At 28.8% G+C, this 24,086-nt stretch carries 24 protein-coding genes and 1 pseudogene; 8 read left to right on the top strand and 17 right to left on the bottom strand.

Annotated elements, in window-relative coordinates; translation table 11 throughout:
- Positions 1-1,731, bottom strand: coding sequence for a type VI secretion system Vgr family protein (locus CXF68_RS13215; protein WP_101045367.1), 1,731 nt, complete (start codon positions 1,729-1,731; stop codon positions 1-3).
- A 741-nt stretch (positions 1,732-2,472) separates the two neighbouring features.
- A pseudogene (gene tssD, locus CXF68_RS13210) lies at positions 2,473-2,863 on the bottom strand (type VI secretion system tube protein TssD).
- A 598-nt stretch (positions 2,864-3,461) separates the two neighbouring features.
- Between tssD and CXF68_RS13205 the strand changes: the two are divergent.
- Positions 3,462-3,941, top strand: coding sequence for a hypothetical protein (locus tag CXF68_RS13205; RefSeq protein WP_101045365.1), 480 nt, complete (start codon positions 3,462-3,464; stop codon positions 3,939-3,941).
- Positions 3,942-4,033: 92 nt separating this feature from the next.
- Here the strand turns inward: CXF68_RS13205 and CXF68_RS13200 are convergent, their stop codons facing one another.
- A complete protein-coding gene (locus CXF68_RS13200) occupies positions 4,034-4,918 on the bottom strand; it encodes a LysR family transcriptional regulator (protein WP_101045361.1) in 885 nt (294 codons plus the stop codon).
- Positions 4,919-5,055: 137 nt separating this feature from the next.
- Between CXF68_RS13200 and CXF68_RS13195 the strand changes: the two genes are divergently transcribed.
- The 7 genes from CXF68_RS13195 (at position 5,056) to CXF68_RS13165 (ending at position 11,734) form a co-directional block, all read left to right on the top strand.
- Complete coding sequence (locus CXF68_RS13195; protein ID WP_101045353.1) at positions 5,056-5,781, top strand: SDR family oxidoreductase; 726 nt, start codon at positions 5,056-5,058, stop codon at positions 5,779-5,781.
- Between the two features lie 244 nt (positions 5,782-6,025).
- Positions 6,026-7,360 carry an ankyrin repeat domain-containing protein gene (locus CXF68_RS13190; protein ID WP_101045343.1) on the top strand — a complete coding sequence of 445 codons (1,335 nt, stop codon included), beginning with the start codon at positions 6,026-6,028 and terminating at the stop codon, positions 7,358-7,360.
- 35 nt (positions 7,361-7,395) lie between these two features.
- Complete coding sequence (locus CXF68_RS13185; RefSeq protein WP_101045342.1) at positions 7,396-8,394, top strand: phytanoyl-CoA dioxygenase; 999 nt, start codon at positions 7,396-7,398, stop codon at positions 8,392-8,394.
- 273 nt (positions 8,395-8,667) lie between these two features.
- Positions 8,668-9,387: an aspartyl/asparaginyl beta-hydroxylase domain-containing protein gene (locus CXF68_RS13180; RefSeq protein ID WP_101045341.1), complete on the top strand. Its 720-nt coding sequence runs from the start codon at positions 8,668-8,670 to the stop codon at positions 9,385-9,387.
- A 19-nt stretch (positions 9,388-9,406) separates the two neighbouring features.
- Complete coding sequence (locus CXF68_RS13175; RefSeq protein WP_101045340.1) at positions 9,407-9,991, top strand: aspartyl/asparaginyl beta-hydroxylase domain-containing protein; 585 nt, start codon at positions 9,407-9,409, stop codon at positions 9,989-9,991.
- A gap of 25 nt (positions 9,992-10,016) precedes the next feature.
- A complete protein-coding gene (locus tag CXF68_RS13170) occupies positions 10,017-11,240 on the top strand; it encodes a hypothetical protein (RefSeq protein ID WP_101045339.1) in 1,224 nt (407 codons plus the stop codon).
- Between the two features lie 47 nt (positions 11,241-11,287).
- A complete protein-coding gene (locus CXF68_RS13165; RefSeq protein ID WP_101045338.1) occupies positions 11,288-11,734 on the top strand; it encodes an Rrf2 family transcriptional regulator in 447 nt (148 codons plus the stop codon).
- Here the strand turns inward: CXF68_RS13165 and CXF68_RS13160 are convergent.
- From CXF68_RS13160 to CXF68_RS13095, 14 genes are all read right to left on the bottom strand, one after another.
- A complete protein-coding gene (locus tag CXF68_RS13160; protein ID WP_101045337.1) occupies positions 11,731-11,967 on the bottom strand; it encodes a cytochrome C oxidase subunit IV family protein in 237 nt (78 codons plus the stop codon). The two genes, CXF68_RS13165 and CXF68_RS13160, sit on opposite strands and share 4 nt — an antisense overlap.
- Positions 11,968-11,969: 2 nt before the next feature.
- Positions 11,970-12,551: a cytochrome c oxidase subunit 3 gene (locus tag CXF68_RS13155; RefSeq protein ID WP_101045336.1), complete on the bottom strand. Its 582-nt coding sequence runs from the start codon at positions 12,549-12,551 to the stop codon at positions 11,970-11,972.
- Positions 12,552-14,327 (bottom strand): nitric oxide reductase activation protein NorD, encoded by a 1,776-nt coding sequence (locus tag CXF68_RS13150; RefSeq protein WP_101045335.1) that lies wholly within the window; start codon positions 14,325-14,327, stop codon positions 12,552-12,554.
- 82 nt (positions 14,328-14,409) lie between these two features.
- Positions 14,410-15,222: a CbbQ/NirQ/NorQ/GpvN family protein gene (locus CXF68_RS13145; RefSeq protein WP_101045334.1), complete on the bottom strand. Its 813-nt coding sequence runs from the start codon at positions 15,220-15,222 to the stop codon at positions 14,410-14,412.
- A gap of 7 nt (positions 15,223-15,229) precedes the next feature.
- Positions 15,230-15,949, bottom strand: coding sequence for an SCO family protein (locus tag CXF68_RS13140; protein ID WP_101045333.1), 720 nt, complete (start codon positions 15,947-15,949; stop codon positions 15,230-15,232).
- A complete protein-coding gene (locus tag CXF68_RS13135) occupies positions 15,936-16,715 on the bottom strand; it encodes a formylglycine-generating enzyme family protein (protein ID WP_198553817.1) in 780 nt (259 codons plus the stop codon). The genes CXF68_RS13140 and CXF68_RS13135 overlap by 14 nt, the downstream gene beginning before the upstream one ends.
- 11 nt (positions 16,716-16,726) lie before the next feature.
- On the bottom strand, positions 16,727-18,187 hold the full coding sequence (gene nirK / locus CXF68_RS13130) for a copper-containing nitrite reductase (RefSeq protein ID WP_101045329.1): 1,461 nt from the start codon (positions 18,185-18,187) through the stop codon (positions 16,727-16,729).
- 12 nt (positions 18,188-18,199) lie between these two features.
- A complete protein-coding gene (locus tag CXF68_RS13125) occupies positions 18,200-19,540 on the bottom strand; it encodes a cbb3-type cytochrome c oxidase subunit I (protein WP_101045328.1) in 1,341 nt (446 codons plus the stop codon).
- Between the two features lie 12 nt (positions 19,541-19,552).
- The gene (locus CXF68_RS13120) at positions 19,553-19,987 is read right to left on the bottom strand and encodes a cytochrome c (protein ID WP_101045326.1); all 435 of its coding nucleotides are present in this window, start codon (positions 19,985-19,987) and stop codon (positions 19,553-19,555) included.
- A 120-nt stretch (positions 19,988-20,107) separates the two neighbouring features.
- Complete coding sequence (locus tag CXF68_RS13115; protein ID WP_101045324.1) at positions 20,108-20,890, bottom strand: ABC transporter permease; 783 nt, start codon at positions 20,888-20,890, stop codon at positions 20,108-20,110.
- Entirely contained in the window at positions 20,883-21,590 is a 708-nt protein-coding gene (locus tag CXF68_RS13110) for an ABC transporter ATP-binding protein (RefSeq protein ID WP_101045322.1), read from the bottom strand. Before CXF68_RS13110 ends, CXF68_RS13115 begins: the two co-directional genes overlap by 8 nt.
- Positions 21,587-22,822: a nitrous oxide reductase family maturation protein NosD gene (locus CXF68_RS13105; RefSeq protein ID WP_101045321.1), complete on the bottom strand. Its 1,236-nt coding sequence runs from the start codon at positions 22,820-22,822 to the stop codon at positions 21,587-21,589. Before CXF68_RS13105 ends, CXF68_RS13110 begins: the two co-directional genes overlap by 4 nt.
- A gap of 151 nt (positions 22,823-22,973) precedes the next feature.
- Positions 22,974-23,408, bottom strand: a complete 435-nt coding sequence (locus CXF68_RS13100; protein WP_101045320.1) for a nitrous oxide reductase accessory protein NosL — start codon at positions 23,406-23,408, stop codon at positions 22,974-22,976.
- Positions 23,405-24,016: a hypothetical protein gene (locus CXF68_RS13095; RefSeq protein WP_101045319.1), complete on the bottom strand. Its 612-nt coding sequence runs from the start codon at positions 24,014-24,016 to the stop codon at positions 23,405-23,407. The genes CXF68_RS13100 and CXF68_RS13095 overlap by 4 nt, the downstream gene beginning before the upstream one ends.
- Positions 24,017-24,086 lie beyond the last annotated feature (70 nt).

Here is a 24,086-nt window from a genome sequence, read left to right as displayed (position 1 = left end):
CTAGTTTAAATTAACAATAGTTCCTTTTACATTGGTCATTAACTTTCCTTCAATATCTACTGTCATTTTAGCAATTATTTCTGTTGTATCTGAACTTGCTGTTATTTTTGGTGATTGAATATCAACTAAAGTATCACTTGTTTCTTTAATACTATTTGTACCAACAATGGTTACTTCTTTGCTTTCTATATGTACTTTGTCTTTTCCTAAAAGTGTAATTTCTGCTGCATCTAATAAAATACTTTTTGGTGCAGATATGGTAATAGTTTCGTCACCATTTAACGTTATAGTGTTTCCACTAGGGTCGCTTACTGTTATTTTTCCATCTCCTTCATTATCATCTATTGTTATAGTTGCTCCACTACGTGTCGTAAGGCTTTTTGTTTTATTTGCTTCACTACCTCCTGCCCCTGTAGTACCATTAAACATACTTCCCATTACAAAAGGCCTGTTTGGATCGCTATAACGAAAGCCTACCATAACTTGATCATCGACCTCTGGTACAAAAACAAATCCTCGGTTTGTTCCTACTAAATCACTTTTTCCGGCATCTGGTGTCATTACGCGAAGCCAAGAGGTTTTCATTTGATTTTTTTGCCATTGAAATTGCACTTGAACACGTCCTTTATTTTTTGGGTCTTCATTAGATAAGACGGTTGCAATTTGTGGCTGTGCAATTGGTAACGCTACATCTGGTGCTGGTAATACTTCTACTCCCGATGATATCGCTTCGAAGGTATTACTATACACTCCTTGAGAAGTAGCTGTGTGCGTTATACCAATAATCATATACTCACCATAGCTTTTTACATCATAATTCTTTTTATCATATTTAGCTGAGCTAACCTTTATAGTACTTCCAATACCTAATCCTTGTTTTTTACTACATGCAGTAAGTGTACTTAAAGAAGCAACTGCTTCAGTTTGTACCTTTTTCATTTGCATGTCTATTTGACTTTTGTCTAATACACGAGCAGATGCTATATTATTAGGTACTATTTTAAAAATTTCATTTGAAACATTAAAAGAGTGTACTCCTAACTCATTAAGCCCTCCAAGAACATCATCTTTAGATTTCACCTCACTTCTTGCATCGTCTAATGCATTATATGAAAACATATTAGCTTTATTAGGCACTGCTTTTATAGCTATTTTAACATTAGATAAATCGCTACCATACTCAACTTTTATTGGGTCTGATGGTGATGGTTTACCAAAAATAAGTTTAAGCCCATCGTAATAGAAAAATTCACCATATTGTTTTGCCAATCTTTGAATAAATTGATAATGAGTTTCATTATATTGTGATTGGTATTCAATTGTAGATGTAAACTCTGGTGAAATATTAGCATCTACACCAGCTGCATCAATGGTTTCTGTAACAATATTAACTAATGTTTTATCTAACCAAGAATGCATATGCTTACCTGATTCTAGTAATATAGTTTTAGAATAACCGCTTACTATTAACTCACCACTATGCCCGTCTTCATGACTTAGTGCTATATCTGTGGCTACACCAATAAATTCTTTTTCTTCAAAAGAAATAATTACCGGTTTACCAAGCCAATCTTTTGATTTATCAATGGTGTGACCTCCAACTTCTTCTATTGTTTCTTGGTCTAAAATAATTTTAAAAAAATGATGACTATTTATATGCTGTACAAGGTTTGCGCTTTTAAAAACATCTATTTGTTTATTGTCTATAATTATTCTTGTTTTTACTTCCATTTTTTCTATTTTCTTTTTAATAGTTTTAAAAACTAAATATCTTTTCTTTTTTAAGTTTATTTTTTACTCAAAATAATATCCCTAAAATTATACATTATTTAAAAAAGCATATTTAGATATATGTACTGTTTTAATAACAAAACATTGTTTTACTATTGTATCATATATAAAAAATATAGTAAGATAAAACACAAAATAAGACTTGCTATTGCAATATTATAGTGCTTCATTTAAATGTGAAGAAATAAAAAAATCTACATAAGAATAATACAAAACAATGGTATTATCAACTATTTTGTTTTCATCTTTATTATTAATTAACTGAATATATAGTGCAGTTAAGGATAAGGATTAAGCAATGTTTTTTTTATATAAACACGAATACATGTTTATTTCATCACTCATTCTTGTGAGTATTTTATATTCTTTTTCTTATACATATTTTACAGTAACTTTTTGCTTTTGCTTTTTTTTAAAATTTTAACTAAAGGTATGAAAAATAATTAAATACAGATTCTATAAAAATCTAAAATAATTTAAAAACACTAAATCTTATATTTAGTTTTTTTATGCAGTTTTCCTTACGTATAATAAAATCATATACGTATAGTAGTTTAATAAATAAAGTTTACTTTTTTTTTACAGGCTTCTATTCTTAGTCAAGAACACACCTGATTGTAGTAATATACTAACAAGTAGTAAAGAGCAAACCCATAAGATTTGCTCTTTCTAAAATAATATTTATGCTACTGGCCAACGGTTGTCGATAGCTGCATTACCAATAGTCATTTCTTCTGCTGAAATAGTAAAATTAATAGTCATTGGTACGTCTCCGTTTACGTTTAAAGTTTCTTTATAATATACGATATACGCATTCTTCAACTTCTTTCATTTTTGAATCTTCTTCAGATTTCTTAAAAATGATTTTTCCTTCAATAGCTTTAAATTGGCTATTTAACATCGCTTCGATTACAGATGAATCTGCTGTAGACTCTATTGTTACATTGATTCTTCCTCCGTAAACATTAGATGCAATTTTACCTTTCTTATCAGTATCTCTACTAAAAGCGTATTCTGTTGCTAATACGTCAAATTCTTTACCTAACTCTAATGATGCTCTAAATGATCCCATAATGTTTGTTCTTTTTAATTAATAATTTTTAAATTTTCCTTTTGCTTTATGCATAGCGTAACTAGTATTATACAAACATAAAACTAACTCTCTACAACAATAGATAATTCTCTAAACTAAAAAAAATAAACGTGTTTTACTGGGAGAAAATCCCGAATAGGTATACTTCATTATACAGATTAAGAAATCTATATATATACAAGTATGACAGTTTATTTTACAAAGAAGAAGAAAATTCTAAATTGTCATTTGTGCTGTAAATATAATCACTTTTTCTTTATAAAAAAATAAATTTGTGTTTTTTTTATATTATTGCCTAATTCCTTTCAAAAACCTTATTTACAACTTATTAATTTCTTATAATTCTATTTTTAAGTATTGGTATGATTAAAATGTAGTTTTTTTAACTGCTATTTAGTTTACATATAAAAATGTGCCTTACACCATAATTACTTACACTTTTCGCTTATGCAACAACAAAATAATATTCTCTATAAATTAAAATAAAACACACTAAAGTGTATCGTTTTAATTATTTTTGAGATTCATAAATTAACCCTCGTATTTTATACAAAAGGTTTCTAAAAAATGGAAAAAAATGGAAAAATTCACTCTTGCTAGAGTAATACATATAATTGCAGTTATATTATGGATTGGTGGAGTATCTATGGTTACTACAGTTATCATTCCTGCTATTAAAAAACTAAAATCAAAAGAAGATCAAATAAATACCTTTGAACAAATAGAAGGAAGATTCGCAACACAGGCTAAAGTCACAACATTACTAACAGCTTTAACAGGGTTTTACATGTTGTACGAACTTAATGCCTGGGACAGATACTTTGATTATAGATTTTGGTGGATACACGCAATGACTTTAGTTTGGATACTATTTACATTAGTTTTGTATGTTTTAGAGCCTCTTGTATTGCATAAATTATTCAAAAAATATGCTAAAAAGAATCCTGAAAAAACATTTTCATTTATGCACAGAGCTCATTGGGTATTACTTATACTAAGTTTAATAACCACCGCAGGAGCTGTTGCTGGTAGTCATGGATGGTTTTTAATTAAGTAAACTAAATTTACTTAGCTAGAAAAAAGGTTAGTAAAGTGGTTATGAAAATAGCTAAGTAAAAATTAATACTCTCTTTACTCCTACTCTAAAATTTATAAATTAGTTTTCAGATAATATCCAAAATCTTCAAACTTATTCACTTTTAATTCATTCTTTGAAAAGTATTCAATAATTTTTAAAATTGCAGGGTTCCCTAAACTCTTTCTCGGATATGATAAACCAACTTCTCTAAAATATTTTGGCCCTTTAAATTTTTTCACTTCAAAACCATACCAACCATCAACAAATGCTTTAGGTAAAAAAGTAACACCTAAACCAGCCATAAGCATTGTTAAAGTTTCTGTTTTTGAAGAACAATTAGCAACTGTTACCATTTTATTAGTTTCATTATTTAAAATAGATAAACACTGTTGATGTGCTTCACATGATGGACAATGAATAAAGGTTTCTTTTTCTAAATCTTTTAAATTAATAACCTCTTTATTTAGTAAATGATGCCCATTTGGAATACACAATACATAATCTTCTTTCCAAAGTGGTAAGAATAAATCTTCTTCATTCTTCCATTCTCTAACCAATAGATTTATTTCATTTTCTCTTCCAATCCCGTTTGTCGTCCATGCTATAGATTCACATAGATTAGATACAGTTCTAAAAAATTGCTGCTTATGTTCTTGTGGTAAACCATCAGCGACACCTATTTTAATTTTATTTTTAAATTCTTGCTCATTAAAAATACTATTTAAAGAATTTAACTCCCCTACCAAACGCTTAGCAATTGGATATAAATAATGTGCTTCTGTTTTTAATTCAACTCCTTTTTTATGACGCTCAAAAAGTATTTGACCTAGTTCTTCTTCCAGTTGCTTTATTCCATTTGAAATATTTGGTTGTGATACAAAACATTGCTTTGCTGCTCGTGTTAAATTTTTCTGTTCATAAACAGCTATAAAAAATTTCAACAATCTTCCATCCATAATTAAAAGTTATGATTAACATAAAAAAATAGTATTTCCATTAATCCAATCAACACTATAAATTTGCATTAACAAATGTAATCAAAGGAATTACAACAAAAACATCATTTAAATTAACTATAATAAAAAACACATAAATGTTAAATAAAAAATTGATTATCATTACAGGGGCAAGTTCTGGAATAGGTGAAGCTACCGCAAAATTATTTTCAAAAAAAGGACATCCTCTTTTATTGTTAGCTAGACGTATAGACATAATTAAAGCATTTAATTTACCTAATGCTTTATGCGAAAAAGTTGATGTTACAGATATTAATGCTGTTAAGAATGCCGTTATTAAGGCAGAGACACAATTTGGAAATGCAGATTGTATAATTAATAATGCAGGTTTAATGCTTTTAGGAGATATAGCAACACAGGATCCTTTGGAGTGGAAAAAAATGTTTGATGTAAATATTCTTGGCTTATTAAATGGTATGCAAGTTGTGCTTCCAAAAATGAAAGCAAACCAAAGCGGAACAATTATCAATATAAGCTCTATTGCTGGAAGGAAAACATTCCCCAACCATGCTGCATATTGCGGAACAAAATTTGGAGTACATGCTATAACAGAGAATGCTCGTGAAGAAGCTGCTTCTGCAAATGTTCGAATGGTAACTATTGCGCCTGGTGCAGTAGAAACAGAATTATTATCACATACAACTTCTAACGAAATTAAAAATGGTTATGAAGCTTGGAAAAATGATATGGGAGGAGTATTAAACCCTAATGATATCTCTAATGCAATATGGTATGCTTATAAACAACCACAAGGTGTAAATATTAGAGAAATTGTTATTGCAGCAACTAAACAACAACCATAAATTTTATTATAATCTAGCGACTAAAGCCAATATTTATTTTCTTTATAAAATAAATATTGGCTTTTACTGTATTTAACTTTTCCTCTTTCTTTTGTTCTTTCTAAATTATACTTTACATTTATAAAATGTAAAACTTAAGCTATCGTATAATTATAAATCTTAGTTAAGTTTTAAATACATTTAATCCTTTTTTTCTTGATATCTAAAGGATATAAATTATCTCTTTACTTAAAAAAATAAAAGCATGATCGAAAATAGCATTGATGTTTTCAAAGCAATACTAAATGGTGATATTACAAAAATTAAACAAGCGCTCATTAATGGAGAAAATGTAAATATAACAAGGGTCATTGATGCCAATCAATCTATGCTTCATTATGCTACGAATGATAAAAATACTGAACTTATTAAATTACTTATTGAGCATAAAATTAATATTAACATAAAAGATGAATACGGAACAACCGCACTTCATAAGGCTGCTAAAAAAGGATTTATTTCAATAGTAAAAATGTTGATTGAGAATGGTGCACTGGTTGATATAAAAGATAACAAAAAAGTAACTCCCTTTAATGATGCCATTTATAATAATGAAATAGAATGTGCTGAATTCTTATTAAAAAATGGTGCTAATATTGATAATAAATACGACTCAAATTATGTTAAAGGAATCACTTCCCTTCTATTTGCTGTTGAAGATAGTTTTGTTTATTCAAAAAAATTGGTTGAATTCCTTACAGCGAACGGAGCTAATCCTGATATAAAAGATAGTAAAGATAATTTACTTTTAACAAGTGCAGTTGAACAGAATACATTAACAGATGAACTAGTTAAAGCTACTTCAAACATAAATATTCAAGATAAAGATGGTAAAACAGTACTTCATCATGCTGCTGCTTCAGATAGTATAAATCCTTTAAAAAAATTAGTTAAACACGATAGTCTAGACTTTAAAATTTTAGATAACGATGGTAAAGTTCCATTATACTATTCAATAAACGAAGCTAGAGCTGCTTTCTTTATAAAAAATGGTGCTGCATATGATAAAACTAATGAATATAGCGATTTATTTAGGAGCTTATACGGCGAGCAACATATTGATTTAGAAAAGCTAAATAAGTTAATTGACTCAGGCGAAGAAGAAAAATTTGAAATACCTAAATTAACAAATCAATTAAAGAACGCTATAAAAGATTTTGCAAAGAAGCATCAAAACGAAACATTTTATATTTTAACAATAGAAGGAAACTCAATATCTTTAAATTCGGAAGAAGCGTTTAAAAAAACTTTAAAAGAATATCAAAACAAATATCCTGAATTTTATAATGAAAAAGATGCCATTGAAAATTTAAAATTCAATACCGGAGATTTTAAGTATCAAGGGGTTTGTTTTCTCCAAGAGGGCTATATTCATCATTATTATGAAGAACATTGTAGCTTACCTGATGAAGAACAAAATACTAGTGAGTATACTATTGCTATGGAAACTTTATTAAAAGAACTACAAGATAAAGATACTTTTAAACCTTTAAAAATATCTCGCGATTTTAAAGCTACTCAAGTAGCACATACATATTAAAAATAATTATTCAGAAATAATTAATATATAGTAGCATGAATAATAAACAAATAATTGCTGAAATAAAAGAAATAACACTATCATTATTAGAACCATCACTTGAGCAAGTTAAAGTAGAAAAAGGATTAAACGATATTCATCTTCATTTTCAAAAACTTACAGAAATTACTGGTTTTGATACTAAAATTGAACATTTAGCAGCGATTCCTTCTTCTAAAGGAAAAGCTTTAGGGTTAAATCATGCAGCACAATGTTTGTTAGATTATAAGAGAACTGTTAAATTTTTAAATGCTGTTATCTTAGCTATTAAAGAAAAACAAAAAGAATATCCTAATGAGGTTATCCATTTTTTTTATGCAGGCTGTGGACCGTATGCGCCATTTATAACTTTAATAGCACCTCATTTTTCTCCTGAAGAAATACAATTTTCTTTATTAGAAATAAATAAAGCATCACTTGAATCTGCTAAAAAATTAATTCATTCATTAAATTTAACCACATACATTCAAGAATTTCATTTAGCAGATGCAGTAACATTTAAAGTTCCAAAAGCTACTAAGTTTCATATTCTTTTTAGTGAAACTCTTGATGCCTTACTCTATAGAGAAAGCTATGTTCCTATACTTTATAACTTACTTCCTCAATTTAACAAAGAAGTTGCCTTAATTCCCGAAAATGTGCTTATAAACATGAGTCTTTCAAATAAACCTGAAACAAACTCAAGCTATCAGGAACATAATATAGCTACTATTTTAAATGTAAGAGAATCAATCTCATTACATAAAAAAGAGCAACCTATTCCGTTACAATTACCTGATAAAAAAATAGATTTAGCCCCATTAGATATGAGTAAATATGATCGTATGATATTAGATACACAAGTTCATGTTTATAATAATATTTGGTTAAACAGAAGTGAATCTTCCTTAACACTTCCTCTAAAAATGACTTTAGAACAACCTTTTAAAAATAAAGCTATCCTTTTTACCTACTTTATAGAACCTAACATAGAGTTAAAATGTAAATTAGAATAAACGGAATCCAAATTTATATTCAAGTAAAATAAATACATGAAGAACAACTTACTCTTAAATTTAATGAAGAAGTGTTTGTTACCAATAGTTTTAAAATACTATTTTATAGATTGTAAACTCCAATTATGTATAAAAATTTGCTATTTTAGTAGTTAACCAAGCGCTTTTATTAATTTTGTGAAAAAATACTATTTCCTACAATTAATTATTTTGTAAAAATGGTACAAATAATACAAAATTGCTTGAATAATTCTTAAAATATTAAGATTACTAATGCAAAATAATACAAAATTTTTAAAACTACCTTTTCAATTTAACATAAAAAAGTTGATAAGTGATTTATCTTTAATTCTTGATAAAAACTGGGTTTCTCATTTTAACACCGATGGCTATAATGGAGACTGGAAAGCTATTTCTTTATATGCTCATAACGGTGAAGAGTCTAATATATTTGCCTTATCTACAGCCACTTCAATAATATCAGAAACCTCAATTCTTAAAAAATGTCACTATTTTAAAGAAGTTATAAATTCTTTTAAATGCACTATACTAACTGCACGTATTTTACGACTTAATGTTGGTGCAGAAATTAAATCCCATAGAGATTATGAATTAGGCTACGAAGACGGTAATTTCCGTTTACACATACCAATTATTACCAATTCTGGTGTTCAATTTATTTTAGATAATACCCAATTAACAATGTTACCTGGTGAATGCTGGTATACCAATGTAAATTACGTGCATTCTGTTAAAAATACAGGACAAGAAGACCGTATTCATTTAGTAATAGATTTAATTAGAAATAAATGGACAGATGAATTATTCTTTTCATTAGCTCCTAAAGACAGTTTTAAACCTATACCCAAAGAAAATGATTCTCCTGAAACTATTAGACAAGTTATTGAAGAATTAAAACGTAGTAAGGAACCCGCTGCGAAACAATTGATTAATGAACTACAGCATAAATTAGATAACCTAAACATTATTTAAACGGTAATTATAAAAACTTATGGAGACAAAGCAACATTTTAAAGATAGAATACGATTACCTTTTAAGTTTGATGTAGAAAAAATGCTTAAAGAAGCAAATGCTTTTAAACAAGGAAATTACGAATATTATAAAGTTATTTCATTACGTGGTCCTGCACATTTAGTTGATAAATCACTCCCCTTCCCTCCGCCTGCAAATGATTATGCTGATGGTTCATGGACAGATTGGATGAATACACCAAACTTAGAAAAATCACCTTATTTAAAAAGTATTGTTAACCAATTTAGTGAATATACAACTGTAAATTTGGTAAGGTTATTATTTTTAGCTCCAGATTCTGTTGTTAAAGAACATACAGATCCTACTTTAGCTTTAGAAGAAGAAAAATCGATGATTCGACTTACCATTCCTATAGATAATAATGATGGTGTTGAATTCTTCTTGAATAATAAATTAGTAGAAATGAAAGTTGGGGAGTGTTGGTATTTACGTTTATCTGACTCTCACCGCGTTATTAATAAAGGAACCTTCGATCGTATTAATTTAACGATAGATGTTATACCTAATGACAAAATTATTGAAATGATTAACAATGCTCGTTAAACCACGAATATCTATAATTTAATCTATGAAAGGAAAAATACCTTCATTAATCTTCTTACAAAAACATATTAAAATTGGGTTAGCATACTTTCTTATGATTGCCTTTTTAGGGGTGTTGCTTCGTTTTTTTTCAATAATAGATTTGCCTATAAACTATCGTTTTACAGTACACTCACATTCTCATGTTGCCTTATTAGGTTGGATTTATACTGCTTTAACTACACTTATTTTTAAAATGTATTTAAGTAAAACAAATGTTTATATTAAATACAAACGGTTATTTTGGGCTACACAACTTACCATTATTGGTATGTTAATTAGTTTTCCTTTTACAGGATATGCACTATTTTCTATTGTATTCTCTACGCTTTTTTTAATAGCTTCTTATTTTTTTGCTTATTTTATTTTTAAATATACTCCAATATCATACAAGCAAACAAATTCTTATAAGTGTATTCGTGTTGCATTATGGTACATGATTATTTCGAGTATTGGTCCTTGGGCTTTAGGTATTATTATAAAAACTGTAGGAAATGATTCTGATTTATATAGAAATGCCATTTATTTTTATCTTCACTTTCAATACAATGGTTGGTTTATTTTAGCTTTATTAGGAATTTTCTTATACATTTTAGAGCAACAAAAAATTACACTTACAAAGAAAACGTTTCAATCATTTTTTTGGTTGCTAAATAGTGGCGTTCTTTTAACTTTCGGTATTTCTTTATTATGGATGAAGCCTACTATTACCATTTATATTATTTCTGGTTTAGGCGCTCTATTTCAGCTAGTTGCTTTTTATTTTTTATTAGAAGAATTACGTTCTTTTAAACAACAATTAATTACCTTTTTTTCTAAATTTTATTTTCAATTATTAAAAATTACTGGGTTATTATTTTTCTTAAAATTGGTATTTCAAATAATTGGGTCAACTCCCTATTTTGCAAAAGTAATCTCATCAAATGTTGATTTAATTATAGGATATTTACATTGGACATTTTTAGGGGTTGTTAGTATTGCTATTTTACTTTTTTTATATCAATTTAAATTGATACAACTATCTAAAAAAAGTGTTTATATTTATTTGATAGGCTTTATTTTAACTGAAGCATTTATATTTTATAAAGGTATTGTTGTTTGGGGCAACTTTTCTTTAGCTAATAATTATTTTGAATATTTAGTAATTGTAAGCTGTGTTCTTTTAATCGGAATTTTCAACCTTTTTATAAATCAGTTTAAAAGAAAATAATTAGGATTAAAAACATCTTTTTTACTACTTTTATATAAAAATTATAAATGCTATCTAACGCTTGTAAATATGCTATTCGGTCGGTACTTTACCTATCAATTCACAATACAGAAAATAAAAAAGTTGGGGTTAAAAAAATTGCAGAAGAACTAGAAGTACCTCAACCTTTTTTAGCTAAATTATTACAACAACTTACTAAAAATAAATTGGTTTCTTCTTCAAAAGGACCAACTGGTGGTTTTTATTTGAACGAAACTAATTTAAAAAATACAGTTTGGGATATTATAATATGCATAGATGGCTCTACAAAATTTGATAATTGTTTTATGGGACTGTCATCTTGTAGCGACTCAAATCCTTGCCCTGTACATTTTACTGTTGCTCCGTTTAAACAAAAGTTAATGGCAGATTTTAAAGACAAAAACATTAAAGAATTTACAGAGAATATCAAATTAAAAGGAAGGTATATTTCCTTAAAAGATTTTGAAGTTTAATGAATTATCAAAATTAAAGCAGTAAAAATCAGTACAAAAATTACAATAGATGACTTCCAAAAAGAATGTGCTTTTTTTAATTCCATAAATTGAAAAGCAACCCCTAAAAACTTCATAGCTGCTAACCCTATAATTAAAAATACTACAAACCTGTTTTCAAAACCAGAAAACAACGCTGCTATAATTGTTAACATCAATAAAATAACCCAAGTAATAATCGCTGATTTATTCATAATTAAAAAAGTAAATAGATTATTGGAAATAATAACAACCAAATTAAATCGCACATGTGCCAAAAAGTAGCACTTGCTTCTACATCTTCAATATTAGTAGTACTTTTTTCTTTTTTTATTCCAAAATACACAGAAATTAAGATCACTAATCCTACAATAACATGAATTACGTGAAATAAAGTAAGCATCCAATAAAAGCTAAAAAAGGTATTATAACTCATGTTTAAACCTGCTTCAATTTTATCGTAATATTCTATACTTTTCAATCCTAAAAACAGCATTCCAAAAAACATTGTTACTAATAAATATTGTTGTGCTTTTTGCTTGTTTTTATGCTTTAATTCTTTTACTGTAACTGCCATAAAAAACCCACTAGTTAACAAAAAAATCGTATTAATAATTCCGTAAGTTGGATTCAATAATTTACTAGAATCAGCAAAAACTACTGGTTCTTCAGTTCCATAGTAAACCATTGCAATTAATGCCATTCCAAAAGTAAATAACTCTAAATAAATAATAATCCACATAAGAATTCCTCCTGGTGGATAATAAATATTTTTATGATCTATAACTGAAGTATTCATTTATTGTTGATGTTTTATTTTTTCGTACAGTTTCACTAATGATTGTAATAGTTCTACAGGTGTTGTTAAAATTTGATAATGGTTTTCTCCAAACATTTGTGGTAAATAATACTTTGCCTGTGCTTCAATAGCCAATGCATACGAGTTTATTTGACGTTCGTTCAATTCTCTTAAAGCTTGTTTAACATCATTCACTCCATATGCACCTTCATACTTGTCATAATCATTTGGCTTACCATCAGAAATTAAAATAATCCATTTGTTTTTGGTGTCTCGTTTATCTAATAAAGCTCCAGAATGTCTAAGTGCAGGACCAATACGAGTGTAACCACTAGGTTCTATAGCACCTATTCTATGTTTAGCTTTATTCCAATCTTCATCAAAATCTTTCATTGTTATATAACTAGAATGATTTCTAGTTTTTGAGTAAAAAGAATTGATAGAAAAATCGATATTAAACTCCTCTAAAATCTCCCCAAAAAGAATAGAAACCTGTTTTTCTACATCAATTACTCTATTATTAGCTGCGTAACCATCACTTGATAAACTTGAGTCTAATAATAATAAAATAGATAAATCTTTTTCCTTTTTTCGTTTCGATAAATAGATTTTCTCTGAAGGTGTAATTTTAGAATGTACATCAACAAACAAATCAGTAATAGCATCTAAATCAAATTCTTCTCCTTGGCTCTGTCTTCGTTGTAATTGATACTTATTATTAACATTCGTTAGCATTTTACGCAACCCTAATAAAGTAGAACGGTTTTTAGAAATTGTATTTTTATAGTACGAAACATCTGTTTTTAAGATACTTTTAGGATACACTTTACAAAAACGATCTTTATAAGCACGTTTATTATAGTCCCATTCATCATAAGGTACAAAATATCCCTTTTCATTTGTTTCAGCACTTTCTGCAATTGTTGTATTCTCTACAAAATCTGCCTGATACACAGAATGAGCAACATCATCTACACGAACCGTATATTTCATATTTAAATCTTCTAAAGCATTAGCATGATCATCTAACTCATCTTCACCGTCCATGTCTCTAAAATTACCTCCAAATTCATCTGCTGTTTCTACTTTTTCAAATTGATGTTGTAAAACGGCATCTTCTAATTGTTTTTCATCTACTTGAACAGAAATAATTTCTTCTACTGCTCTTGCTTTTAAAATTGTTTTTGCTTGATCTTGATTCGCTTCTTTTACTTTCTCTGAAAAGTTTTTTAAAGTATCTTTTGATGCTTCTTCTTTCGAATTCACCATCCATTTTCCGTAGATAAAAGAATAATCTACTGCATCTTTTTTAGAAGACTTCTCTACATAGTGAGTATTAAATTTCTGATAATATTTTTCTGTAATCGGGAATTCTTTAAATAATTGTTGCAATACCTTAGTTGAATTTTCTTTCGCTTTTTCTTGAGATTCTACTAATGAATATTCACTTATTATCTTCCAGTTTAGTTCTAAATTTTTCTGAACAGACAAGTATAAAATTCTGAATAAATAGAAAGAAGTATTTTCTTCTATGGTTAGAAATTCAGCAAATTTTGAAGGCAAAAAAAAGTTATTATTTTTATAACCACCTTCTCTTTCAGCATCATAAATTTCAATGGTCTTACCAGTAATTGCACGTGCAAAAATCGTTAATCGAGGTTTTACCTCTTGTAAAGTTACCGCATGTGCTAAATTTGCTTCTTTATTTTTACGACGTCGTTTAAAATAATGAGCAAACTTGGTAAATATGTATTCATCTGGTTCAAATTCAAACATAATTTAGTTTTCAGTATGTAGTAAGTAATTAAATAGTTGGAATGACTACCAACTGTAAACTGTTTTACTACCTACTTAGTTATTATATCATTAAATCACATAAATCATTCAGAGCACTTACTACATCTGTATCATCGGTAAGTGGTTCTACAACCGCAACATGAACTGCTAATCGTTTTGGTAAGCCTGAAGTTATTAATTTGGCTGCATCAATTAACAATCGTGTAGAAACAGTTTCTGTTAAACCTAATTCTGTTAAGTTTCTAATCTTATTGGAGATGTTAACGAGTTTCTTTGCATCAGATTCCTGAATTTTAGTTTCATTTACCAAAATTTCTATTTCAGATTTCATTTCAGGATAATTGAAAGAAACTGCAACAAAACGTTGCCTTGTTGATGGTTTTAACTCTTTAAATCCGCGTTGATAACCAGGATTAAAAGAAGCTACCAAAGTAAAATCTTCGTGTGCTTTTATAGTGATTCCCAATTTATCAATAAATAACTCTCGTCTATGATCAGTAAGTGAGTGAATAGCTACAATTACATCAGGTCTTGCTTCTGCAATTTCATCTAAATATAAAATTGCTCCTGTTTTTACAGCAATGGTTAACGGGCCATCTAACCAAACTGTTTCAGCTCCTTTTATAATGTAACGTCCAATCAAATCTGTTGATGAAGTTTCTTCGTGACAGCTAACAGTAATTAAATTTTTATTGAGTTTATACGCCATAAACTCAATAAATCTAGATTTACCAGTTCCTGTTGGTCCTTTTAATAAAAATGGTATTTTTTGCTTGTAAGAGTGCTCGAAAACGTCAACTTCTTTACCTATCGATTTATAATAAGGTGCTTTTTTTACTCCGTTTAAAGTAGTGATTTTTTCAACTGAATTCATATAGAGTTTATTTAGTAACTGTTTCCTTAATTTTTAAAATTGTCTCTTTGTTATCAACTCCTAATCCTTCTTGTTGATGTACCAACTCTCCTTCTGAATTGAAAACACTTATTATATTTGAATGTGAAAAATCTAACGGAGATATTTCTTTATATTTTACAGCTAACACATTAGCAAATTCTCTAACACTTGTTTTTGTTCCTTGTAAAAACGTCCAATGTTCATCATCCATTAAATTCTCTTTCGCAAAAGCTTTTAGTTTTTCTGGAGTATCCGTTTCTGGATCTATACTTACCAATACATAACGTAAATCATTATTATATTCTTTCGGAACTTGTTTTTCTATATTTCTCATATCAGCAACTAATCTTGGACAAGCTGCTTTACAAGTTGTATAAATCATTACCATTACCAATGTTTTCCCCCTTAAGTCTTTTAACTCAATCACATTTCCTTCTTCCGTGTTCCATTTAGAAGTTAAATTGAAAATAGACTCATCAGAAATTTCATTGCTAACTACTTTTTTTGAAACAGTTGCTACTAGTTTTAAATCCATTTTACAAACCGAACAACTTCCTTTATCTGTAAATGTTTTTTCGCCTTCACATTTCATCGGACATTGATACGTTATATCCTTATTCGTAATTGATTCAGTTGTACTATTTTTGCATGACACAAAAGTTATGAATAACAGTAGTACAACTAATATTGTTTTATTTTTTTTCATCTTTTAAATCTTTTACACAACGAAATCCTAAGTTTTTCATAGTGTATTTTGCTTTTAAACTTCCTCTAATTGCATAGCGCATAAAAGCGGCATAATTCATTAAATCTGTTGCATTTATTGCCGCACTTCCACAGAATAAATTACTATCATTATCTACATCTTTTCTTGACTCACCTGATACTAAAACCGAATTAAAGTCTGATGTCCATTCCCAAACTAAACCGTGTAAATCATATACATTCCAATAATTCTTAAAGGTAGAACCGATATCATTATTAAAAGTTTTAGGTTTTTCATACCAACTTAAAATAAATTCATTATACGTTTTTAATTTTCTTGCATCTGGCATTTTTTTGTTTGCCATCGCTACATATTCCCATTCATCAATAGTAGGTAATCGCTTTCCTTGGCATTCACAGTACGCATTTGCTACAAACCAACTAATACTAGTTATTGGTGCTTTTACTGATTGATTTCTGCCTAATTCTGTATCTGATTTCCAATTTCTAAGATAACTAGCATCTGCAAATATTTTTTTTACAGCTGATTTTCTCCACTTCGGATTTTCTTTTACAAACTGTACAAATTCTTGATTCGTAACCGGATATACATCCATAAAAAAATCTGAAATACTAACTTTTAAAGAATCTCTACCGTATAAAGGGATATAACTATCTCCTTTAATTTTAACCATTTTAGATTGACAATTCACATTGACTGTAAAAAATAGTAACATACAAATTGCCAATCTTAAAATGGTTTTCATTGAATTTGAATTTAGTGAGCGTTTTTAACTTCTTGTACTGTTGATACTTTTACGTTTGTTTTATTATTATCCCAAGAGTTATATACATATGTTAGTACATCAGCAACCTCTTCATTTGTTAAGGTTTGTTTAGTCATAACACTATTGTATTTTTTACCATTTACTGTAATTTCTCCTGTTTTACCATGTATAACAGTTGCAATAGCTCTTTTTACATCAGCATTTAAATAATCCGATTTTGCTAAAGGAGGAAAAGCATTCGCTATTCCTTCTCCGTTTGCTTGGTGACATGCAAAACACGTTTGTGTATATATTTGCTTACCTGAAGCTATTTTTTCTGCTAATGTTTTATCAGAACTTTTCTTAACAACTACTTTTTTACCATCATCTGGCATTTCTTGAAGCGTTCCTCCTTCTGGATTATAGATACCTTCTTGTTTTACACCAGAATATAATTTTTTATCTTCTACTCCTTTTACTTTTAACATTCCTAAAGCTCCTTTATTGAAAGCTCTAAAAATTGCATGATCAACTAATATAAAAGTTCCAGGAACATCTACTTTAAAATCTACAATTGCTGCTCCTCCTGCTGGTATTGATGTTGTTTGCACATTTGTATTAATTAAATCTCCTCCTTCAACATGAACATTGTCAAAAATTTCTCCAATAACATGAAAAGACGATGTTAGGTTCGGTCCACCGTTACCAACGAATAAACGAACTGTTTCACCAACATTTGCTGTAATAGCATTGTCTCCTGTTAAAGCTCCTACTTTACCGTTAAACACTACATAATCAGCATCTTCATCAACTGCTTTTTTCATATCGAATGCTTGTAACCCAGGTTCTCCATTTTCACCTTTCGTATAAAAATCACCTTGCATTATATAATACTCTTTATCAACTTTAGGCAAACCTCCTTCTGGTTCAACTAAAATTAACCCATACATACCATTCGCAATATGCATCCCTACAGGAGCTGTTGCACAGTGATATACATATAGCCCAGGATTTAACGTTTTGAATGAAAATACTTTTTCATGACCTGGAGCTACAAATGATGATGTTGCTCCACCACCTGGACCTGTAACGGCATGTAAATCTATATTATGAGGTAGTTTATTATCTGGGTGATTTGATAAAGTAAATTCGACTTCATCTCCTACTCTTGTTCTAATAAAACTTCCAGGAACTGAACCTCCAAAAGTCCAATATACATACTTAACCCCATCGGTCATTGTACCCTCTTTTTCAATAATTTCCATGTTTACCAGCAGTTTTTTTGCACGTCTATCTCCCACTGGTGCTGGTACATTTGGTGGAGCTGTTAATTCTGCTTCCATAGTACCTTTAACAACTATTTCTGCAGAGTTTGTCATTGCTAAACTGTGTCCTTCTTTTTTATCACTATTACAACTAGTAACTAATGTAGTTGCTGCTAGTAATAATAAACCTAATTTTAAATGTTTCATTTTTTAACTTTTTTAGTTTTGATTAACTTCTAATGCTTCGTCTGTAGGTCTTCCGTGTTTATAAAAATCTATGAAGTATAAAATAATACCTGTCATGAATAATGTTGCACAAAGAATAAGTACTATAAAATGAACTTCAACTTCTTTCTGAACTTCCATAAATTCCATTTTCAATTTTCGTTCTAAATACACTTGAACAACTCCAGCAACACCAAAAGCAACTGTCATACCTATCATACCTATATTAGAGAACCAAAAAGCCATTCGTCCTCTTGTACTTTCATACAATTTTCTACCTGTCATGTTTGGTAAACTATAACTAATAATAGCTAAAACAATCATAGCATAAGCTCCCCAAAATGCAAGATGACCGTGCATTGCAGTAACTAAAGTTCCGTGAGTATATAAATTTGTTTGTGGTAATGTATGTGCAAAACCTAGCAAACCTGCTCCTATAAAAGATACAATTGCGGCTCCAAGTGTCCAATACAATGCTAATTTATTTGGGTGCTTCTTTTCTCCTTTTCTATACATATTAACAGCAAATAATGCCATTGCCAAAAATGCTAAAGGCTCTAAAGCAGAGAATATTCCACCAACAATTAACCAAATTTTATTTACTCCAATATAATAGTAGTGGTGACCTGTACCTAAAACTCCAGATAAAAAAGTTAATCCAACAATTACATATAACCATTTTTCAATTACTTCTCTATCAACACCGGTTAATTTTATTAATAAGAACGATAAAATACCTCCCATTATTAATTCCCAAACACCTTCTACCCATAAGTGAACAACCCACCATCTAAAGAAAGAATCTGTTACTTGACTATCAAATGGTAACATACCTGGTAAGTATAATAAAGCTGCAAATAATAACCCCATTGATAGTACTAAAGATGTTGTCGTTCTCCGTTTTCCTTTAAATAAGGTTAATAAAATAATCCCTAAAAACAGCAACACATTTACTACCACTAAATAATCTAAGGGTCTTGGAATTTCTAAAAACTTACGTCCTTCCCAAATATTAAAGTGAAAACCAATAATAGCTACAACACCTACTAATGCTAATGATATTAATTGTACATAGGCTAATTTTACACTTACTAATTCTCGTTGTGCTTCTTCTGGTATAATGTAATAAGCGGCTCCCATAAAACCAGATAATAACCATACTACTAATAAATTAGTGTGTACAGCTCTTGCTGTATTAAAAGGTATAATACTATGCAGTCCATCGAATCCTGCATGTGCAAATCCCATTATAAAACCGTATATAATTTGAAGACCAAACAGTAACATTGAAAGGGCAAAAAACCAATACGCAACTTTTTGTGATTTATATTTCATAATTTCTTTAGTTTAGTTATTGTCTTTTGATAATGGAGATACAACTCTATCAAACCCGTTTAAATCAATATCATCAATCCAGTCAAAAAAGTTGATTACATCGTTTGCTTCTTCTTCTGAAAAACCATAGGCTACCATTTTTCTTCCATTTGGTGCCCAATCTACAGGCGTCATTAAAACGGCTTTAATATAGCCCTTACCTCGTCGGTCTATTACTTTAGTTAGTTCAGGAGCATAATAGGCTCCTTCTCCTAAAATTGTATGGCACCCCATACAGTTGTTTTCTTCCCATATTTTCTTTCCGCGAACTACAGATTCTGTTATTTTCCCATAATTTGATTGGTCTTGTCCTTTACTAAAAGAATAAATGGTAAGACCAATAAAAATTAAAAAAGTAACCACTGTTCCGCCAAGAAAAAATGCACGTGCTTGTTTTTTTGATAACATAGTTAATTAGTTTTTGTACAGTAAAAGACCTTTTTATCTTTTACTTGATAAAACTAACACTATCCTAAAAAAAAAATCATGATATTTATCATGATTTTTAAGTTTATAATAATAACGAGGTTAAAAATCTTTCTTTTTAGATTTTGAAACAATTCTCCAAGTAGGCAAAACAGTCCATAGCATTAAAACCATTGTAGATAACACCATTCCGATATTTGTTCCAAAAAACTTTTGAAATACCGCACCTGTATAACCTAATAAGGCAGAAATATCTAATTTTAAAAGTATTAGTATTCGCGATAAATCTACAGGGTTAAACATCGTAGCTATTAAAGAAAATTTATCCAACGGGTATTCTTGTAACATTACTAAAGAAATTAAAAATAAGCCATCATAGATTACAGCCAAAAACAGCCATAATAAAATAGCATATCCGAAGCCTTTAATTTTATTTTCATTTGATAATGCAATATTAAATGCCAAAGCCACAAAAATAAAAGTCAAAAAAGCTCCTACGGCTATAAGAGATACAAAGTTAAAAATATCATTAGATTCTAGTAAACCATAAGCTAAAAATGGAATACCTAAACCTATAACTAAACTTAATGAAAGCGATATAGAAACGCCTAAATACTGCCCCATAAAGATTGTAGATCTTTTTAAAGGTTGTGCTAATAATAACTCAGTAAATTCACGCGAATTATAATAATACATTACTCCAAAAATTGTTCCGATTAAAGGTGTAAGCACTACAATAACATTCATTAAAGTAATTACAGCTTTTGAAACATCGTTATTTAAAAACAATAACACAAAACCGAGTGCTAAATAGAATAAGAAGTACACATAACTCCAACTACTACGCATTAAATCGTAAAAACTATATTTTAATATTTTAAACATCTTCTTTAATTAAAATTGCTGCAATAGCATGTTCAAGATCATTTTGTTTGGTTTGTTCTTTAATAGCAGTTAATGTACCTTTAAAATAGATTTTACCATCTAATAAAAAAACTATTTCATCTGCCATTTCTTCAACAAAACTCATAATATGAGAGGTTATTAAAATGGTTTTACCCTTTTTCTTTTCAGCTAGAATTATTTTTTTTAAATTTAATAAAGAGATTGGGTCTAAACCCGTAGTTGGTTCGTCTAATATGATTAATTCACTATCAAACATAAAAGTTAATACTAGATTTACTTTTTGTTTGGTTCCTCCTGATAAGTTACCTAATTTTTTATCTAAAAATGGTTGCAAACGAAACAACTCAATCAAATCTTGATCTACTGCTGGTTTAGATCGCAAATTTTTGACCATTTTTATTAATTCATTTACACTTAAGTTACTAGGAAAATTAGCTATCTGTGGTAAATAATTAATGTTATTTCTGTATTCATGCTTTTTTAAAACACTATTGCCATCAATAACAATATCTCCTTTATTAGGAATTACCATTCCTAAAACACTTTTTATTAAAGTTGTTTTACCTGAACCGTTGGGTCCTAATACAGCAAAAATTCCACCAGATTTAATACTTAAATCCAATCCTTTAAGGACTTCTACTTTTCCGAATTTTTTATATAAATTTCTTATTTCAATCATTTAAATGGCTTCATTAATGGGTTACTGTCAACCAATTCATCTGGTGTAAATACAGGTGATACTTTTTCTGAGAAGTTAATAATATCAACAAACAAACTTCTCATTAAAATAATTGTTTCAGGTGTTTTATTAACTATATAAGAAAATAACTTTACTGGTCTATATGGTATATCTCCAACACCGTTTTTATCTAAATCGTACCCTGTGTATGAACTCCAGTAATTATTATCAAATTTATTATCGTTTATTTTACTATTGTAAGAGATATCAAATGAGTTGTTCAAAAAATTATTGTCTTTAAAAATATTAGTGTAACATGCCCCTGCAATTTTTATTGACCAGCCATTACTTATAAAATTATTTTTAAAATAATTAATTCTTGTAGATCCCTCTACGTTAATACCTATTGTATTTTCTTTAAAAGTATTATTCTCTATTTCTGCATCATATATCTCTTTTAATAACAATCCGTATGAAGCTGTTCCCCAATTTTTTGTAAATGTATTTCCTGTCATTTTTATAAATTTAGAAAACATTACAGCAACTCCTGCCCCATTATTTTTAAAAATATTGTTATGGTATTCGTTTTTATTAGAAAACATGAAGTGCAAACCATAGCGCATATTATCATGACTATTGTTATTTAAAACTTTACTCTCTTTAACAAATTCTAGATAAATACCATCTCTTAAATTATGTGCCTCATTATTTTCAATAAGCATGTTCGAACAATTCCATAAATGAATACCATTTCCTGATGCTGATTGATCTACTGCTTGACTTGAAACATGATTATTAATAATTTTTCCATGATGAGATTTTTCAATTAAAAAACCAAAAAATACACTTTCCAATCTATTATTTTTAAAAGTAAAATGATTGCTTTTAGAAATATAAACTGCTGCATAATCTTTGGTATAACTTTTCCCTGGATTTATAACATTTAATCCTGATACCGAAACACTATCAGATTTTACTACAAGTACATATCCTTTATATTCACCATCAATAATAGGTTTACCCTTACCAATTATTTGCAAAGGTTTATCTATTAATATATTGCTTTCTAAATAAGTACCTTTTTGTATAATAATTTTATCATGAGGTTTTGCTTTAACAATGGCATCAGTTAAAGTTTTCACCTTACAAGATTTACATACTTCAATAGTTTGAGCGTAACCATTTAAAGTAAAAAATATGATTCCTAAAAGTTGAACTATTTTATTTTGCATTTTGTTATCTAATATTCAAAGATTAGTATCTTCATTACCTGAAACATTTGCCTTTTTTTAAACTACAACAGCATTTATGTTTCTATTATTTTAAAAATCTGCCCTAAAAATTAAATTTCAAGACAGATTTATTTAATTTTAAAAATATATTCTATTTAGAAAACCAACTCGTTTTAATTTCTTGCCAGTTAAATATTTTGTCTGCATCAACTTTAACAAATTTCTCTGCATCTTTTTTTGATAAAAATGCTGATAAATTAGCTCCCATTGGGCTTTTTATTGATGGACTCACTAAATATGTTGCTGTTTTTGCATCAATTAATAGTGTTGGTTTTAAATAATCTGTAACTAAAAACAATGCAATTTTATCAATCTTTCTATCATCTAAATCATTTAACATACATTCAATAGCATCATATTTATAAGGTTTCCCTTTTTTTGTTACTATTTGTGCTGCATGTGCTTTCTCTACAATATTCATTTTACAAAAAGAGCAAGCGTCTTTACCGTATTCAATTTTTGAGGGCGCTATTGAACAAGCTAGAATTAAAGTTAACATCAATAAAAATATGATTCCTTTTCTCATAGGTGTTTGGTTTCTTTTTTTCCAACAAAAAATGCAACAATAGTAAGCGTCATACCAACAAACATTAAATAACCTCCTGTGTGTGGTAAAGAAGTAACATCAAAATTTAACATTTTTTGATATCCTAATAATGGTGGCTTATAGCTCATAGGGCTACCATCTGGATTTACTACTTTTATAATAGCATGTGGGTCTAAATCACTTCCATATGCTGTTAACCATTGATTAAAATCATACATACCTAGCACTCCTAAAACAGTCATTAATATAAACCAACCAATAAACCATTTATAGGAAACTTTACCAAAAAAACCAAGTAAACCAATTAACACACCCAATCCTGCCATACCTCCAATTACTTTCGGAAAAACCGAAAATTCCCACATATCTGCTGGTTTAGGTATTACTTTCATACCAATGTAATGATTAAGGCCATCAATATTTGTTAAATCAAATTCAGAAACTCCTTTAATACCGTCTATATGAATGTTCATTCCTAAAGGGTCTGGATATTGCGGAGCACCAAGCATAATGTTCCATAAAGGAAACTTGAATAAACTCAATAATAGTAAAGAGCCGATAATCATAATAATACCTGCTTTTTTCATCTGTGTGTTTTTTAAACCTAAAAAAGTTTTTATTTAGTATCTTTAGTTTTTTAAAAAGGCTGCTTGATAA

Source organism: Tenacibaculum sp. Bg11-29, from assembly GCF_002836595.1.
Lineage (GTDB): Bacteria > Bacteroidota > Bacteroidia > Flavobacteriales > Flavobacteriaceae > Polaribacter.
Note: the sequence above shows the minus strand (reverse complement) of the source record. Positions and strands in the feature narration are given on the sequence as shown.